Annotated in this window: 16 protein-coding genes; 7 read left to right on the top strand and 9 right to left on the bottom strand. The window is 34.9% G+C overall.

Annotated elements, in window-relative coordinates; translation table 11 throughout:
- Positions 1–79: 79 nt before the first annotated feature.
- Entirely contained in the window at positions 80–1,270 is a 1,191-nt protein-coding gene (locus tag WEEVI_RS05240) for a phosphoglycerate kinase (RefSeq protein ID WP_013598117.1), read from the bottom strand.
- Positions 1,271–1,826: 556 nt separating this feature from the next.
- On the opposite strand from WEEVI_RS05240, the gene rpiB reads away from it, so the two are divergent.
- The 3 genes from rpiB (at position 1,827) to WEEVI_RS05220 (ending at position 5,491) form a co-directional block, all read left to right on the top strand.
- A complete protein-coding gene (rpiB, locus tag WEEVI_RS05230) occupies positions 1,827–2,258 on the top strand; it encodes a ribose 5-phosphate isomerase B (RefSeq protein ID WP_013598116.1) in 432 nt (143 codons plus the stop codon).
- Positions 2,259–2,580: 322 nt separating this feature from the next.
- Positions 2,581–4,776, top strand: coding sequence for a ribonuclease R (rnr, locus tag WEEVI_RS05225; RefSeq protein WP_013598114.1), 2,196 nt, complete (start codon positions 2,581–2,583; stop codon positions 4,774–4,776).
- Between the two features lie 34 nt (positions 4,777–4,810).
- Positions 4,811–5,491: a LysE family translocator gene (locus WEEVI_RS05220; protein WP_013598113.1), complete on the top strand. Its 681-nt coding sequence runs from the start codon at positions 4,811–4,813 to the stop codon at positions 5,489–5,491.
- A gap of 101 nt (positions 5,492–5,592) precedes the next feature.
- Here the strand turns inward: WEEVI_RS05220 and WEEVI_RS05215 are convergent, their stop codons facing one another.
- Together WEEVI_RS05215 and WEEVI_RS05210 are read right to left on the bottom strand one after the other, a co-directional pair.
- A complete protein-coding gene (locus WEEVI_RS05215) occupies positions 5,593–6,588 on the bottom strand; it encodes a glycosyltransferase family 9 protein (RefSeq protein WP_013598112.1) in 996 nt (331 codons plus the stop codon).
- 7 nt (positions 6,589–6,595) lie between these two features.
- Entirely contained in the window at positions 6,596–7,015 is a 420-nt protein-coding gene (locus WEEVI_RS05210; protein WP_013598111.1) for a SufE family protein, read from the bottom strand.
- A gap of 95 nt (positions 7,016–7,110) precedes the next feature.
- Here WEEVI_RS05210 and WEEVI_RS05205 point away from each other — a divergent pair, with 95 nt between their 5' ends.
- From WEEVI_RS05205 to WEEVI_RS05190, 4 genes are all read left to right on the top strand, one after another.
- Positions 7,111–8,061, top strand: a complete 951-nt coding sequence (locus WEEVI_RS05205; RefSeq protein WP_013598110.1) for a 2-hydroxyacid dehydrogenase — start codon at positions 7,111–7,113, stop codon at positions 8,059–8,061.
- Positions 8,062–8,123: 62 nt separating this feature from the next.
- Positions 8,124–8,837 carry a pirin family protein gene (locus WEEVI_RS05200; RefSeq protein ID WP_013598109.1) on the top strand — a complete coding sequence of 238 codons (714 nt, stop codon included), beginning with the start codon at positions 8,124–8,126 and terminating at the stop codon, positions 8,835–8,837.
- Positions 8,838–8,865: 28 nt separating this feature from the next.
- Positions 8,866–10,248 (top strand): chloride channel protein, encoded by a 1,383-nt coding sequence (locus tag WEEVI_RS05195; RefSeq protein WP_013598108.1) that lies wholly within the window; start codon positions 8,866–8,868, stop codon positions 10,246–10,248.
- 4 nt (positions 10,249–10,252) lie between these two features.
- The gene (locus tag WEEVI_RS05190; RefSeq protein ID WP_013598107.1) at positions 10,253–11,320 is read left to right on the top strand and encodes a hypothetical protein; all 1,068 of its coding nucleotides are present in this window, start codon (positions 10,253–10,255) and stop codon (positions 11,318–11,320) included.
- Positions 11,321–11,419: 99 nt separating this feature from the next.
- On the opposite strand, the gene WEEVI_RS05185 is transcribed toward WEEVI_RS05190, so the two are convergent.
- The 6 genes from WEEVI_RS05185 to WEEVI_RS05160 form a co-directional block, all read right to left on the bottom strand.
- Complete coding sequence (locus WEEVI_RS05185) at positions 11,420–12,124, bottom strand: YiaD family glycine zipper/OmpA-like lipoprotein (protein ID WP_013598106.1); 705 nt, start codon at positions 12,122–12,124, stop codon at positions 11,420–11,422.
- A 13-nt stretch (positions 12,125–12,137) separates the two neighbouring features.
- Positions 12,138–12,611, bottom strand: coding sequence for a hypothetical protein (locus tag WEEVI_RS05180; RefSeq protein WP_013598105.1), 474 nt, complete (start codon positions 12,609–12,611; stop codon positions 12,138–12,140).
- Between the two features lie 2 nt (positions 12,612–12,613).
- The gene (locus WEEVI_RS05175; RefSeq protein WP_013598104.1) at positions 12,614–13,450 is read right to left on the bottom strand and encodes a class I SAM-dependent methyltransferase; all 837 of its coding nucleotides are present in this window, start codon (positions 13,448–13,450) and stop codon (positions 12,614–12,616) included.
- A gap of 11 nt (positions 13,451–13,461) precedes the next feature.
- Entirely contained in the window at positions 13,462–15,333 is a 1,872-nt protein-coding gene (gene mnmG / locus WEEVI_RS05170) for a tRNA uridine-5-carboxymethylaminomethyl(34) synthesis enzyme MnmG (protein WP_013598103.1), read from the bottom strand.
- A gap of 69 nt (positions 15,334–15,402) precedes the next feature.
- A complete protein-coding gene (gene ybeY / locus WEEVI_RS05165; protein ID WP_013598102.1) occupies positions 15,403–15,822 on the bottom strand; it encodes an rRNA maturation RNase YbeY in 420 nt (139 codons plus the stop codon).
- Positions 15,823–15,826: 4 nt separating this feature from the next.
- Entirely contained in the window at positions 15,827–18,022 is a 2,196-nt protein-coding gene (locus WEEVI_RS05160; RefSeq protein WP_013598101.1) for a patatin-like phospholipase family protein, read from the bottom strand.
- Positions 18,023–18,127: the final 105 nt, after the last annotated feature.

The following is an 18,127-nucleotide window of genomic DNA, read 5'->3' as shown; positions in this document are numbered from 1 at the left end:
GATAGCAACAAAAAGTGCCGATAAAAAAGATTATTATCGGCACTTTTTTTCATATTAATTTATTTGTACTTTCTTCTAGCTATCGTAAAATGGCTGCTACGCCAGGTAACTCTTTCCCCTCTAAGCTCTCTAGCATTGCACCTCCTCCGGTAGAGACATAGCTTACTTTATCATCGTACCCAAAAGCTTTTACAAAAGCTACTGAATCTCCTCCTCCGACTAAAGAAAAAGCTCCTTTTTGGGTTGCTTCGGCGATTGCATCTCCTAAAGCGATTGTTCCTTTTGCGAAATTTTCCATCTCGAAAACTCCCAAAGGACCATTCCATAAAATTGTTTTCGAATCGAGAATTACTTGTGCAAAGTGGGCCGAAGTTTCGGGACCAACATCCATACCCATCCAATTATCTGGGATATTATTTACGCTAACCAATTGGGTTTCTGCATCGTTCGAAAATTTATTGGCAATAACATTGTCAATTGGTAAATAAAGTTTTACGTTGTTCTTCTTACAATCTTCTATAATTTCTTTTGCTAACTCTAGTTTATCATCCTCGACCAACGAAGCACCAATTTTACCCCCTTGTGCTTTGATAAATGTATACGTCATTCCGCCTCCAATAATAAGGTTATCGATTACCGGTAGAATGTTATTGATTATGGTAATTTTTGATGAAACTTTCGCACCACCTAAAATTGCAGTGATAGGATGTTCGCCAGATTTCAGAACTTTTTCTATTGCTTCTAATTCTTGCTGCATCAAATAACCAAATGCTTTTTTATCCGGAAAAAATTCGGCAACAATAGCGGTCGAAGCATGTGCTCTGTGTGCTGTACCGAATGCATCATTGACATATATGTCTCCAAATTTGCTCAGTTTTTCGGCAAATTCTCGATCTCCTTTTTCCTCTTCTGCCTGGAAGCGGACATTTTCTAACAAAAGAATCTCTCCATTTTGCAAATCTGCAACTTTTTGTTGTGCATCTTCTCCTACTGTATCTTTTGAGAAAATAACTTTTTTTCCCAAAACTTCTTCAATTTTCGGTACGATATTTTTCAAAGAAAATTGTTCATTTACTTGTCCTTTCGGACGTCCCAAGTGACTCATCAGAACAACCGAACCACCGTCATCGAGGATTTTTTCTATCGTAGGTTTCACTGCAACAATTCTCGTTGCATCGGTTACCTGTAAATTGGCATCTTGTGGTACATTGAAATCCACCCGAATGAGAGCTTTTTGATTTGCGAAATTAAAATCGTCTATTATTTTCATTGTTATTTGTCTTTTTTGTTAGTGTAGTTTTTTCTTAGCACAAAAATAAAGAAAGATTTTTAGTCGTCCTGTTTTTTATTTTGTTCACCTATCAACATTTCCTAAATAATGATAAAGTATTTAATTTTTAAATTTTTAAAAAAAGAAAAACTACTAAACTTTATTAGGCCTGTTAATATGTTGATAAATTGTTATCCTGAAAAGTTATCGTTAACTATCAACAAGTTGTTAGTCGATAAATATATTGATTATAAGTATATTAGTTTCTTTATTAACAAATTGTCAATATTATTGAAATAGATTTTTTGTTGATATATCCTTGCCGTAAATTTGTGCATACAGATGTGTAAAGAAATTATTTGAAAATGAAAACTTGCTCTTGTAGAATTTAATTTTTTGTTTACCTAAAAAATTGTTTCAGATATCCAAAAAATGCTCTGTAAAAGTTATTAATTTTCATTTCAAGTTTATCAACAATTTCATCATAGACTAAAACATTGATTATCATTAGAGTATAATTTCATGCTTAAAAAGCATGTTAAAAACTATTAAAATTATGAAAATTGCCTTAGGATCTGATCATGCAGGATACGAATTAAAAGAGAAAATCAAACAATTATTAACAACGGAAGGGTTTGAATATGAAGATTTTGGAGCTTTATCAACAGAAAGTGTTGATTATCCAGATTTTGCCCATCCTACGGCCGAAGCTGTCGAGAATAAAAGCTGTGATTTTGGTATTGTAATATGTGGTAGTGGACAAGGTGTTAACATGACAGCGAACAAGCATGCTGGTATTCGATCTGCCTTATGCTGGATGACTGATATTGCAGAATTATCGCGTAAACATAACGATGCAAATATATTGGCTTTGCCGGCGAGATTTATTGCAACCGAATATGCATTCGAGATTGTAAAAGTATTCTTAAATACACCTTTCGAGGGTGATCGTCATCAGAAAAGAATTAATAAAATTGCTTGTTCGTAGTAATGATTCCGAAAGAAAGTGTACTTTTATCGCCGAAAAAAATAATGTCGATTATATTTTCAAAAAAACAGTAGACGAATAGTTCTGATCAACATCAATACCCATCCCATACATTTGCGAATATAAGCATCCAAATCACTATCTTTTTTTTCTAGAATATAGAATAAGGATGGTACTATAGTTTTTGTATGTTTCAAATCCATTAGATAAAAATAAACGATCCAAATCATCACATCTCTGTTATCATTCTTTAAAATATTCTACATCATATTTTTTTGGTACAATCCATGCTATACTATAAAAAAATAAGTAAATTTATTGCATGAGATGTTTTCTAGATAAACATCCTTTAATCAACGCTATGTCGAAAAAAAAGAAAAAATTTTATACCAATAAAAAACATCAACAAAAACTTCAGAAATATAGTAAGAAAATAATAGAAGTTTTATTCAAAAATCAAAATAAACCTCTCAATTACAAGCAAATAGCTGCTGCATTGCATATAGAAAGTAGGATAGATAAAGAAATTCTGATCAAGAATTTACATATCTTGTGTGGAGAGAAAAAAATTACCGAGACCGATAGAGGCAAATTTAAGTTAGCCAATATCGATCGAGATTATTTAGTAGGAAAAATAGATATAACACAAAATGGGAGTGCTTATGTAATTATCGAAGGTTCTGAAAAAGATATTTTTATACCAAAAGGAAAAACAAAGCACGCCATGCAAGGCGACACCGTTCGGATATATCTCTATCCACCAAAACCCTATAGTAGGAGAGAGGCAGAGGTTGTAGAAATTGTACAACGCCTAAAAACTCGCTTTACCGGCATTTATGAAGAGCATAAATCGGGCAAATATGGTTTTGTAAGTATGCAAGGATCCGGTGCTTATGACTTCTATATTCCGAAAGGAAAAGCAAACCAGGCCAAAAACGGAGAAAAAGTAGTAGTCGAACTCCTAGAATGGCCAGATGGATTTGATTCGCCTATAGGCTCAATTACAGAAGTTCTAGGAAATCCGGAAAACTCAGATGTAGAGATGCACTCTATTTTGCTCGAATTTGGTTTACCCGAAGCATTTCCTGAAGAAGTAGAAGCAGAAGCCCAGCAACTCGATACCAAAATTGATGAAAATGAAGTAAAGAAACGCCGAGACATGCGTGATATACTCACCTTTACAATCGACCCGAAAGATGCCAAAGATTTTGATGATGCTTTGTCGATTCAACCATTGGAAAATGGTAATTGGGAGATAGGTGTTCATATTGCTGATGTCACACATTATGTACAACCTGGCACGTTAATCGATCAAGAAGCTTATAAACGAGCAACATCGGTATATTTGGTTGATCGAGTAGTCCCAATGTTACCAGAAATTTTGAGTAATAACGTTTGTTCTTTGCGGCCAAACGAAGATAAATATACTTTTTCGGGCGTGTTCGAACTAACGAATGAAGGCGATGTAGTGAAATCTTGGTTCGGACGAACTGCAATACATTCTAATCACCGTTTTAGTTATGAGGAGGCACAAGAACTAATCGAAGGTAAAACAGGCGATTACCAAGAAGAGATAAGAACATTGGATCGATTAGCTAAAAAATTACGTGCTCAACGTATGAAAGAAGGAGCGATAAACTTTGATAAAATAGAAGTAAAATTTCAGTTGGATCAAGACAATAATCCGACCGGCGTATTCTTCAAAATTAGCAAAGACTCTAATCATCTGATAGAAGAATTTATGTTACTTTGTAACCGAAAAGTATCCGAATTTGTTAGTCTAGAGAAAGGCAAAGAAAATGGTAGAACTTATATTTATCGCATCCATGATGAACCCGACCCAGATAAATTATTAGATCTAAAAAAATTCGTTATCCAGTTTGGGTACGAATTAGAAATCGGTGAGCGTAAAAAAACTATCCGTTCGATGAATCGATTATTGGCCGATGTAAAAGGAAAACCCGAAGAGAATATGATAGAAACCTTGGCAATGCGAAGCATGAGCAAAGCGAAATATTCTACAGAAAATATCGGTCACTATGGTTTGGCTTTCGATTATTATACCCATTTTACATCACCTATTCGGCGATATCCAGACATGATAGCACACCGTTTATTACAAGACTTCTTGGATAAAAAAAGCTCTCCACCGCAAGCCACTTACGAAGATAAATGTTTGCATTGTTCTAGCCGAGAAAAATTAGCCTCAGAAGCTGAAAGAGAGTCAATAAAATTTATGCAAGTGAAATATATGCAAGAGTTTGTAGGCGAAAATTTCGAAGGTTTTATATCTGGAATACAAGAATATGGAATTTTTGTCGAGTTACCTCTTACACGAAGCGAAGGGCTAATCCGTACCCGAAATATACCAGATGATCAGTATTCCTTTGATGAAAAAAATCATGCTTTGATAGGACGAAATACAGGAAAAAAGTATCAATTAGGAGATCGAGTTTCGGTGAAATTGATCAATGCTGATCTTTTGAAGAAACAATTGGATTTTGAACTGATAGATTAAGATAGTTTTACTACCTTGCAACTCTTTTCTAATTATGGAATTAATTGTATCGGCGTTTATAGTAGGTTGTATTTTGAGTATTTTTCTCATCGGACCTGTATTTTTTCTGCTTATTGATACTAGTTTGAACAAAGGTTGGCGGTCGGCAATTGTTCTCGATTTGGGTGTAATTGCTGCAGATGTTCTTTGTATTGCTGCAGCATATTATGGCTCTAAAGATTTTGCAAATTACGTAAACACACACCCAAAATATTATCAGATTTACATAATTGCTGGTTTTTTTATCATTGTCTATGGTTTTTTTATGTATTTCTCCAAACCCAGTTTACACCTTGGTGAAGAAACAGGAATTGTAGGCAAAAATTATCTCAAAACTTTCTTCAACGGATTTGTACTCAACTTGTTAAATGTAGGTGTTATAGTTTTTTGGTTTGTTATTGTTTCTTCAATTATTATCAAATATCCAGATCCTACACATTTTGTATGGTATATGTCGGTGGTGTTGAGTACTTATTTTAGTATAGATGTCATCAAAATTTTTTTAGCCGACAAGGTAAAATCAAAAATCACAGATGATAAAGTTTTTATGATTAGAAAAGTGGTAGGAATTTGTCTATTAATATTCGGAATTATTATTGGTCTGAAAGGTTTTGGTTTCTTCCAAGAAATTGATCAACGTATAGAAAATAAGTTGAAATTAGAAGAAAGGATTTAGATCTTTAACCCCAAAAAATATGTTTATTTCTAGATAATTTCTATTTCTACCAATGACTTTCTTATCTAGCAAAAATCAATACAATAAAAAGAAATAGATGCTCAAATTCGAGTAAGAATTTTTTTTATCACATCATCAGTCGAAAGATTAACGAAATAGTTATATCCTTTGTATTTTCTCGGATCTTTCCCAAAAATGCTCGTAGGGCGGATGGCTAAACTCTCATCTTGAACAACATCGTCCATCGATTGTCCGTAACCTAAGAAACCTGCAAAAGGATGAGTTCCACCCCAAAAAGAAATCACACGAGTGCCCATTAGTGAGGCCAAATGCATATTTGCACTATCCATAGACAACATCAAAGGTAATTGCGCAATGAGCGATAATTCTTCATAAAAAGACATTTTAGACGCTTTAGATTCGATATTATCATGCAACTTTTCCCACTGATGCAATAATTGAGTTTCTTTTTTTCCTCCACCAAATAAATAAACTTTATAACCTTTTGCTGCTAAAGCAACTACAATTTTTTTCATTTCTTTGAGCGGAAAAGTTTTGCTTTCGTATTTTGCAAAAGGGGCAATCCCAATTGTATTCGATAATTTGGGTAATCGTTCTGTTAAAGTATTCGATAAAACCAAAGGATAACCCAATTGTCTAAACACATCGGCGTAGCGTTCGGTCATTGGTCGCAAGGGTTGTAAGATTTTATTTTTTTGTGAAATCAACGCTTTTTTCTCTTTTCTACCTTTATTTAATGCAGAAACTTCAACTCCCGAAATACGGAATAACATCCCTAAAACTTGGGTACGAAGCACCTGATGGCAGTCAGCGTATTCGGTAAAATGAAAGGTTTTTAAATAACGATATAACCGAAGTATACCCCATAAACCTTTATATTGATGATCCAAATCAATCGAAAGAAAATGAGTGCCTTCAACTTGATCAAAAATTGCTTTCATCTTGGGACGCGATGCAACATAAACTTCTACATTTGGATTCTGTTCGATGAATTCTTGCAAAACAGGTGCTAACATCGCTACATCGCCCAAAGCAGAAAAACGCGTGACCAATAAGCGTTTTTTCTTTTTCGACATAGATTTTTTAGCTTTTCGCTTGAAAGGCAAGGGCATAAAATTTAAATTGTTTTACCATTGCCAATAAGCCATTTGCCCGCGTTGGAGATAGAAACTCTTGTAAACCAATATTTTGTATAAAATCTGTGTCAGACTCCAGTATGGCTCTCGGACTTTGATTGTTATACATTCTTAATAATAATGCTATAATTCCTTTCGGTAAAATGGCATTACTATCGGCCGTAAAATGTATGGTATCACCTTCCATTTTGGCATCTAACCAAACAGTCGATTGGCAACCTTTTATTACTTTGTCTTCTGTTTTTTGTTCTTCGGGCATCTCAACCAAGTCTTTCCCGAGCTCGATCAGATACTCATATCGTTGTTCCCAATTGTCGAAAAAAGAAAATTCATCAACAATTTCATTTTGTATTTCTGCTATTGTCATGCTACAAATTTATGAGTTTTTTAGGAGATTATTTTCTTCTGTAGAAAAGCTTTCTTAAAGATATTCTAAACCCGTAACTTTGATAAAAAAGTAGCATGAAAATTCTGGTTATTGATACCAATCACACTGTCTTAGTAGATAGTTTACGTGAGGCTGGCTTTATAGTTGATGAAGATTATCATTCATCTAAAGAAAAAATAGAAGAAAAAATTGATCAGTACGGTGGTTTGATTTTGCGTTCTCGTTTTCCGATTGATCGTTCTTTCATAGAAAAAGCAACCAAGCTCAAATGGATCGGTCGAGTAGGAGCAGGATTAGAAAATATCGATGAATCTTTTGCAGCGGAAAAAGGAATCGTTTTGTTCAATTCACCCGAAGGCAATCGTACTTCTGTTGGCGAACATGCAATAGGAATGTTATTGATGTTGATGCATCATTTGCGCCGTGCAGATCTTGAAGTCCGTAACGGAATTTGGCGACGAGAACAAAACCGTGGCGATGAACTGGCCGGAAAAACAGTCGGAATTATCGGTTATGGAAACATGGGAAATGCTTTCGCGAAACGTTTACAAGGGTTTGATGTTGAGGTTATTTGTTATGATATTCTACGCAATAAAGGCAACGAATTTGCTCAACAAGTCTCGCTAGAAGAACTATTTCTTCGGACAGATATTTTGAGTTTACACACACCACAAACTCCTCTGACATTGGGTATGATCAATACAAATTTTATCAATCAATTCCGACGCCCTTTTTACTTTATCAATACCGCAAGAGGAAAATCAGTAGTCAGCAAAGATTTGATCGAAGCATTGGAAAATGGAAAAGTTTTGGGTGCAGCTTTGGATGTTTTTGATTTTGAAAAGTCTTCTTTCGAAGGTATCCAAAAAAATGATTTTAATGAAGATTATCAATACTTCATCAAATCGGATAAAGTAGTTTTGGCACCTCATATTGCTGGCTGGACCCATCAATCAAAATATAAATTAGCGGCGAAAATTGTCGATAAGATTCTACAATGGAATGTAGAACACTCGAAAGACTAATTATCTTATATCAAGGAAAATAAGGCTTATAATATCGAAATTTGAAAGAAACATTTAATCGTATGAAATATCAAATTTATAAAGCAGAAACTCGTGGTAGGGCAAATCATGGCTGGCTTATTACGCATCATTCTTACAGTTTTGCAAATTATTACCAAGAGGATCGAATACATTTTGGTGCGCTTCGAGTTTTAAATGACGATGTTATTGCGGCAGGCACGGGATTTGGTCGTCATCCGCACGAGAATATGGAAATTATCACTTTACCCCAAAAAGGGGCTTTGCGCCATGAAGATAGTATGGGAAATGGTTCGGTGATTTATCCGAACGATATTCAGGTGATGTCTGCTGGGACTGGTATTTTTCATGCCGAGATGAATGCAAGCGAAACCGAAGCGTGTGAAATTTTTCAGATTTGGATTTTCCCGAATAAACAAAATGTTGCTCCTCGGTACGAACAAAAATCTATCAATGACTGGCGAAAAGATAATCAGCTTTATCAAATTCTTTCACCTAATCAAAACGAAATTGGTGTTTGGATTCATCAAGACGCTTGGATGTATCAAGGTGAATATTCGCAAAAAACACACGAAACATATTCTGTTCATAAAGAAAATCAAGGAGTTATGCTTTTTGTGATTGAAGGAAAAGTAGAGTTTGACGGAATTATGTTAAATAGAAGAGATGCTATAGAAATTACCGATGCAGAACAGATTGTATTTGATGTAGAAAAAGATTCGAAAATTCTTTTGATTGAAGTACCTTTGATTTTTTAGAGCGCGAACACACTCGAAACCAATCAAAATGCTAAAAAAACTTATTCAATATTTTGTAGAAAAATCAAAAGATAATAATCCAAAAGCAAAAGATTTTCTTTTACAATCTATTCCTTTGTGGATTTCTTCTATCTTGATTGGTCTTATTTCGGTAGGATATGCCGAATTGTTGCATTTTGGTGAAGCGACATTTTTATATTTTTATCATCAAGACCGTCGTTGGACTTTTGTTTTGGTTCCGTTCTTTTTTTTGCTTTCGTATCTTACGGTTTTCCGATTCGGTAAATTTGCCAATGCAAGTGGAATTCCGCAAGTAATGGCGGTTCTGAATATGAATAGCAAGCAGTTCAAGAAATACAACGAACAATTATTGAGCATTCGGATTATTATCGTAAAAATAATTTCGAGTTTTTTTATGTCTCTCGGCGGTGGAGTAGTGGGGAGGGAAGGTCCGACAATACAGATTGCTGCATCTGTTTTGCATGTGACCAATAAAATATTGCCTTCTTCGTGGCCCAAAATAAGTCAGAAACTAATGATTATTACTGGAGCTGCTGCTGGTTTAGCAGCTGCGTTTAATACACCATTGGGCGGTATTGTTTTTGCGATTGAAGAATTGACCAAAAATCATCTGAAATATCTGCGAACAACGGTTTTTTCTGCAGTAATTATTGCAGGTTTCACTGCACAAACTATTTTAGGCCCCTACTTAGTTTTTGGTTATCCGAAAGTAAATCCTGATGGCATTTCGTTCTTTTTCTTGATTATTCTTACTTCTATTATTTGCGGTATAGTAGGAGCATATTTTGGTGTCATCGCTTTTAACCTCAATCGTTTTCGAAAAAAATTAAAAAAAATTCCTCAATTTATCTTTGGTTTTATCATGGTTATTATCGCTTGCTTATTGGTTTTTTTTACCAATGAAGATAGCGTTGGAGCAGGAAATTTATTATTGGACCGCTTGCTTTTCGATTCTGATAAAACCGTCGAATGGTATACTTTACCTACAAGATTAATCAACGGATTGATATCGTTTACCAACGGAGGTGCAGGAGGAATTTTTGCCCCTGCGTTGAGTTTTGGGGGGACGATTGGATCGGTTATTGGCGAACTTTTCCAATTAAAACCACGACAAGTAAATATGTTGGTCTTAATTGGGATGGTAGGTTTTTTAACGGCTTTTACTCGTTCTCCTTTTACTTCGGCCGTTTTGGTACTCGAAATGACCGATAGACATTCTGTGATTTTTTATTTTATGATTGCTGCATTAATCGCTTCTCTCATTGCCAATACAATTGATAAACAATCTTTCTACGAGCGTACTGCTAAATCGATTGGGGATAGTTTACCGGATATAAAACCCATAAAAAACAAAAAATCTTCGGATATTAGTATCAATCAAGAATCATAATGCTATGAAAAAAATTATTCTACTTTTATCGATAGGATTAAGTTTACAACAATGTAAAAAAGACTTACCTATTATTGATAGCAAAACCGAAATAACTTTTAATTCTTCCTTTGATGAAATCGCAAAAAAGCTACCTTCTTTACAACAAGAAAAACTAAAAGAAGCTTTGTACATTATTTACGAGTACAATACAAAAGCGAAAACAACAGAGGCACGTTGGGCAATTGTTCGTCAGTTATTAGATGGCAAAAACTCTGATGAAATCTTTACATTAGCCGAAACATTAGCCAAAGAAAATGGTTTTTCTTGGAATCGAAATCAAGCTCCTTATCCTGGAGGTATTCCGGTTATGGAACAAGAAACTATTACAGAAAATGCTCCTGATATGGATTTACAAATGCATGCCGAGGTGAGTAATGCAGGCAACGGAATCCATATTTATCCATCAATCAGTGAAAAAAATGGTTCGAAACTAAACAATGACCAAGCTTTATCCGTTACTACCGATGTTTTGAGTAATCATCAAATTATTTATACCCAGAAAAATACTATTCCGTCACAAGCATATGATTTGATGAGTTCTTTTGATGGTTTTACGATTCATTATGCACATTTAGATCCTACCAAGATATATACTAATACGTTGGATTTGGTAATTCGAGTTCCGCATCCATCCAGGTATTTAAGTCTGAAGAAACAAGTACGAATTCCTGATCAATATGTAAAGGGTGTAAAAATAGTGTCGGATAGTATTATGGCAGAAGCACCAGCAGAAATCGGAAAAACCAATCCTTTGGCTACACGTTTTCTGCAAAATATAGTAAAAGGTAATCGTTCGGGAGCGTATGCAATTTCTAAGATATCGGATTATTCATCGTTTAATGATTTTGCCAATGATGTTACTTTGGGTAAGTTAGAGAATGCTAAAATAACATCAAATGAAATTATCAATGCCAATGAAAAAAGGGTAGAGGTGAGGGCAACTTTGGTTGATGAGAAAGGCACGAGCAAAGATTATTCTGTGATTGTAGAAAAGATCGATAACCGTTGGTTTGTTACTTCATTTCAATAGTAATAAATGTATTAGATGTTTTTGTTAGAGAGAAGTACTTGGTGATAAAAAAAAGGAGCTCGTAATGGGCTCCTTTTAGTTTTTATAAATAGTTTACTATTATTCTCCTGCTTGTTTTTTAGCTTCAGCTTTCATTTTTTCATTAGCAGTAATCGCAATTTCTACTCGTCTATTTTGTGCTCTACCGGCTGCTGTAGAGTTGTCTGCAATCGGCTCAGAGAGCCCAACACCTTTAGACGTTAAACGAGAAGAACTGATACCTTTAGAAACTAAATAATTAACCACTGATTTTGCTCTTTTTTCTGATAATGGTAAATTGAAATTTTGTGAGCCTACGTTGTCTGTATGTCCAACGATTAATAGGTTGGTGTCTGGATATTCTTTGAAAACTTGTATCAATTTATCCAAACTGTTTTTTGCTTTTGACGTAAGATTCTCTGAATTATAATCGAAAGTGACCGAAGAATTTTCATTCAAAATAAGATTAATACCTTCATCTGTACGAACTACTTCTGCACCTGGTAATACTTGTTCTATTTTCTCTGCTTGTTTATCCATATGCTGCCCAATCAGTATACCGGCTCCGCCACCTACGGCAGCACCAATTACTGATCCAAGAGCAGTATTACCTCCTTTTCCGACATTGTTTCCTAAAATTCCACCAATAACACCACCAGCTACTGTACCAATTGCAGCACCTCGTTGTGTATTATTTGTATTTTGAACCGCTTCACACGAAGAGAATATAAATGATCCTCCTAGTAAAATGGCCAATCCTGTTGTTTTTAATTGTATGTTTTTCATTGTTTTTATTTTCTTATTTGCTTAGGTAATAAACGATATTAATTAGCTTTCCTTCGAAAGATACATCTTGTACTAATGTCATTTGGGTATCAGAAACATTTTGGATTCTCATTCGATATCCAGATACAACATTTTTAGCTTTTTCGTTATTTACACGCTTAAAATTGAAGTATTTATTTGCTCCGTCGTCAGTAATCGTCCATTTTATAGCGTTGGTTCCCGATGGGCAATTGGCACCGCCTGTCAATGTATAGGTTCCAGAATTATTATTTTGGATTAAATGCCATTGACTACCACGATAACATTGATAAGGGGCTTCATCAAATACGGTAGCGGCAACCGTACCGGTTGCTCCTTGTAATTGTACATCTGTTACCGTCCAATCACCACGCACTTGTGTTTCGGTAGCTATAATCGCTTTCGTAGTACTGCAAGAAGATAAAATACCTAGAGCAGCAATGCTTGTTAATATTATTCCCTTTTTCATAGTTAATTTTTTTTGTCTTTTCGTGAAATTATATAAATTAGAGATGAATAGTTTTTTGTTTTTCTTGCTTTCAAATTCGATAGAATTCCTCTAAAAATTCCTCTGATAAATGGTATGCTTTTACCTTTATACTTCTCTGATAAAATACTTACATAAAAACTATCCAAGTGTTGTGGTAATATGTTTTCAATTTTCATACCAAACCCATCAAAATACGTTTTCATACTGTTTGGTGAAAAGTGCCACAGATGACGAGGAACATCATATGCAGCCCAAAATCTACCATAATATTGTGCGTCGTAACTTGTATGATTTGGTACGGCAATGATTAGTTTACCTTTTGGTTCAAGGTGATCGATGAGAGATTGTACAATTTCATCACGGTTACGGATATGTTCTAACACATGCCACAAAGTAATGATATCATAAGTTTCTTTTCTTTTTAGAATACTTTTCTCGGAAACGAGATCTCCAAGTTTATTTTGTGCCTGTTTTAGTGCTATAGGATTTGGCTCGAAACCTTCGACCGAAAATCCATAGTTTTTCATTGTAACTAGAAAATCGCCTACACCACAGCCATAATCTAAGATTTTTTTTCCATTTGTATATGTTTGGACGATTTTAGATTTTGATCGTAAATTATATTCTTTCGCTAATTGATATATTTTTTCGAAGATTGTCTTTTTTCCATTCGAATGCGATATATAATTTGGACTATCATAATACTTATCTAAATTATTCGGAGTAGGGTAGGTGTAAAGAATTCCTGTTTCTTCTTCTACTTTTAATTGAAATTCTTCCTGACTCAAAAAATAATCTTTTACCACAAAGTTTTTCATTCTATCTAAGACTATCGGCCCATATGAATTAACAATACACTAATATCGGCTGGCGAAATACCAGAAATTCTCGAGGCTTGTGCAACCGTTTCTGGACGTATTTTCGATAGCTTTTGTCGTGCTTCTATCGTCATCGAATTTAGTTGGTGATAATCGATATTCGCTGGTATTTTTAGATTTTCTAAGCGGGTTAACTTATCTGCATTGTTTTTCTCTTTTTTGATATATCCACGATATTTTATTTGTATTTCAGCTTCTTCTAATTCTTCATCTCCTAATTGGTTTTTTTCTACATACGATGCTATTTTCTCGATTGTAAGAAAATCATTCAGTTTTAGTTCTGGGCGCGCAATAACTGCAGCCATTTTATTGGCTTGTTTTAGCGGTGTACCTTTGCGTTCTTCTATGGTCGGATTTATCTGTTTGGGTGTTACCGATTCATTTTCTAAATAATTGATAAATGCATGTGCTTTAGAATATTTTTCCTCTACACGTTTCATTCTTCTTTCCGAAGCCAATCCAAGTTGATATCCTATTGGAGTTAGTCGCTCATCTGCATTATCCTGACGTAAAAGTATGCGGTATTCTGCACGAGATGTAAACATTCTATACGGTTCATCGACACCTTTAGTAATCAAATCATCTATTAAAACACCAATATACGCTTCGTTTCTCTTCAATATAAAAGGATCCTTTTCTTGTAGTTTCAATGCTGCATTGATTCCGGCTATTAATCCTTGTGATGCGGCTTCTTCGTACCCTGTTGTTCCGTTTATTTGTCCTGCAAAGTATAAGTTGTCTACTAATTTAGTTTCCAGCGTATGTTTCAATTGAGTTGGTGGGAAATAGTCATATTCAATGGCATATCCAGGCCTAAAAAATTTTGCTTTTTCAAAGCCAGGTATAGAACGAATAGCTTTTCCTTGTACCTCCATTGGTAAAGAAGTAGAGAATCCATTGATATAATATTCTATGGTATTCCAGCCTTCTGGTTCGGCAAATATTTGGTGACGATCTTTGTCTGCAAAACGATTTATTTTATCTTCGATTGATGGGCAATACCGAGGACCAATACTTTTGATTGTCCCGTTAAACATTGGTGATCGGTCGAAGCCTTCTCTAAGTAAATCATGAACTTCTTGATTGGTGTAGGAAATATAACAGCTTCGTTGTTTTGTTAACTTTGGAGTTTCTGTATAAGAAAATTTACCAGGATTTTCGTCTCCGGGTTGTTCCATCATTTTACTAAAGTCTAGTGATCGACCATCTATTCTGGGAGGTGTTCCCGTTTTCATCCGGCCAGCATCAAATCCTAATTCTATTAATTGTTCGGTAATACCAAAAGCTGCTCCTTCGCCCATACGGCCTCCACCAAATTGTTTTTCACCCACATGAATTAATCCATTAAGAAAAGTTCCGTTGGTGAGTATAACGGCCTTACTTCTAATTTCAAGTCCCATATTCGTAATAACACCCTCGACTTTTCTGTTTTTTACGACTAGGTTTTTAACCATGTCTTGAAAAAAATCTATATTTTCTGTTTTTTCTAATGCTAGTCTCCATTCTTCTGCAAATCTCATTCGGTCTGATTGTGCTCTTGGGGACCACATAGCAGGTCCTTTAGAGAGGTTTAGCATTTTAAACTGTATCATTGTTTTATCGGTAATTATCCCAGAATAGCCACCCAAGGCATCAATTTCTCTGATAATTTGACCTTTGGCAATCCCGCCCATTGCAGGGTTACAAGACATTTGTGCAATGTTTTGTAGGTTCATTGTAATCAATAAGGTTTTACAGCCCATATTTGCGGCTGCGGCTGCGGCTTCTGCACCTGCATGTCCGCCACCAACGACGATAACGTCATAAGATGATTGAAATATCATGTTGTGTTTTCTTCTTAATCAATTGAATAATAAGCTAATCTTGTAAGTGTTCCACGTGGAACAATTCGATTATTGTGCCAAAGAGAACTTGTTGAGATAAAAGTTTTCTTTGGCGGTCATTTCTGCTTTGTCTTCTTTTTCGTAATCTAAATATCCAGCGAAATGTAGAATGCCATGAATCATTACTCTTGCCAATTCGTTTTGGAAGCTTACGGCATTGTTTTGGGCATTTTCTGCAATACGGGTAACGCTGATGAATATATCTCCATGCAACACATCGTTTTCTGAGTTATCAAAACCGATGACATCGGTGTAATAATCATGATCGAGATATTGTTGATTAATGGCTAGTAAGTATTCATCGTCGCAGAAAATATAATTCAATTCGCCAATGCTTTTGCCTTCTTCTAGCATGCTGTTTGTTATCCAATCTATCCATTCTTGCGAAGGAGAGATTTCGAAATCTGTTTCGTAAAAGAACTCTATCATAGTTTTAAAACCAAAAACCTAAACTTACATTAAATAGTCCTTTTTTTGTTTGAGGTGAATAAGTCCAAAATCCGTTAATAGGTCCGAAAGGACTGTCGTATCCATACGATATCCCGTATCCGATATAGCGGTATTTGGTGAAACGAATGTCGTCTAATTCGTCTTCTAGATTGCCTATATTGGCAAATAGATTGACGTAATGATTTTTTAATAATTTGGCTTGAATGTTCGAGCCAATTGTTAAGACATTTTCACCAATTGCAGAACCAAAACGTAACCCATGAAACTTTGTATAGTTGAGGAAGTTTTGTTCTATATAACCACCTAAAATAAATTTTTGGAGATTGGAAATGTTCTCATTAAAAAAGGTTCCAAAGTTAGCAGTAAATCTGTAACTGAGAAAATTATTGATTGGTAAATTTGTTTCTACTTGAGCTTTGAGTAGAGTGTATTTTTCAAAATCAACTGTATTCGAATCAAAATGCAAAGAGAAACTTGTCAGTATATTAGAGCCTATACGAGCATAGTTGGGGTTGTCTCGATTGTCAACTTTAAGGTAAGCAAACCCCTTTAAGAAATAAGCTTCTTCTTTGGGTTTGAAAAATCGAGTGCTATCTGAAATATAATTGTTGGTCGAAATATTCGCAAACTGATGTTCTAGACCAACTCCCACGGCATATTTTTCTCGTAAAGTAGATTGTATATAAAGACGATTGACGAAGTTTCTGAAGCGATAATTTAGTTCATTCTTATTTTCGTTCGGTATTTGAATGCCATAATCGAAATAATGCATATTAGAGCTTGCTCCAAAACTAGGGAAGTACCCATTGTCTATGTAAAAATTAATATTGTAACGAAAGTAATCACCAACTACAAAATCGGCAGAAAGATTAGTGTTTTTGAGTAATATGTTTTTTGATGTAAAGTTTAGCAACAATCCTGTCTTGAATACATCATCGTAATGTAAACCAAATTTCAGAAATTGTTTGTTTTGATTTTCGGTAAAATTTAAATGTAGAATATTGTTGTCAGCACTGTCTTTATCGATTATATAAGTGACATTCGAAAAGTTATCTGTTGCATAAAGTCGATTAATCCCGTCGGTGATGCTTTGATAATTGAGCAATTCGGGAGCTTTTATCCCAAAACGTCCTTCAACATAATTGTCATTAAATTTTTTTAGACCAGAAGTTTTCACGTCCCGAATCAAAACAAAATCATTTCTATTTTCGATAGGTCGAGTAGGAGAGGGGTGATTTTGTCGGGCAGCAATTTCTTTGAGCTGTGGCATCAAACTATCACCGGCTTCTAAACCTTTGGCAATAATTTCCTTTGCATTTTCGAAACTTGTGACGGTATAGTTATCAATATCAGGTCGGATAATAAGGTCTGCTAATTTTTTCTGCTTGGCAGAATTTTCTACAATATTGAACGAAATAATCTGAGAAATAACATCTATTGCCGAACCAATTTCTTCTTTTGGTTTCAATTTTCCTTCCTCAACATCTACGCCTATAATGATATCGGCACCCATTTTTTTCATCTCATCAGCGGGGAAATTATTGAGAACACCGCCATCTATATAGAGATGATTGTCTATTTCTACAGGCTTAATCATCGATGGATACGCAGCACTTGCCAGCATGACTTTGGGTAGAAATCCTTCGTGAAATACTTTTGCTTCACCTGTTTCTATATCGGTTGCTACACAAAAAAAAGGAGTAGGGAGTTTTTTAAAATCAGTTGTCGCATGTACATTCCTCAACATGTATGTTAGCAAATCTTGTGTTCCTTGGCCTGTAGAAATTGCTTGCGGAATTCTAATTTTAAAATTGTTGAAAGGCAACTCCAAGATATATTTTTCTTGATATGTTTTATTGAAAAACGGAATGTCTTGACGATTTTTTTCGTTTACGATTATGTTCGTTAAATCGAGTTGTTGGGTAATTTCAGAAAGTTCATCGGGCGTATATCCTGCTGCATATAAACCGCCAACGATTGCACCCATGCTTGTTCCACCAATATAATCGATATGGATCCCCGCCTCTTCTATTTTTTTTAATGCTCCGATATGGGCATATCCTTTCGCACCGCCACCACTTAGTACCACGCCAACCTTTGGGCGCTGAGTATTTTTTTGGGGGGGTTGGGCATATAGCAAACTCGAAACCACAAAAACGAATGCAAATAATTTCTTCATAAAGATTGAAAATAGTGGCTTAAAGGTAAGAAAAATCAATGAGTTGAGTAGAAAATCTTAGATTTGCCTTTGTGTAGAAAACGTTAAATTATCGATCAATTGAAT

This window comes from Weeksella virosa DSM 16922 (assembly GCF_000189415.1).
Lineage (GTDB): Bacteria > Bacteroidota > Bacteroidia > Flavobacteriales > Weeksellaceae > Weeksella > Weeksella virosa.
The sequence above is the reverse complement of the archived record's forward strand: the minus strand, read 5'-3'. Positions and strand labels throughout refer to the sequence as shown.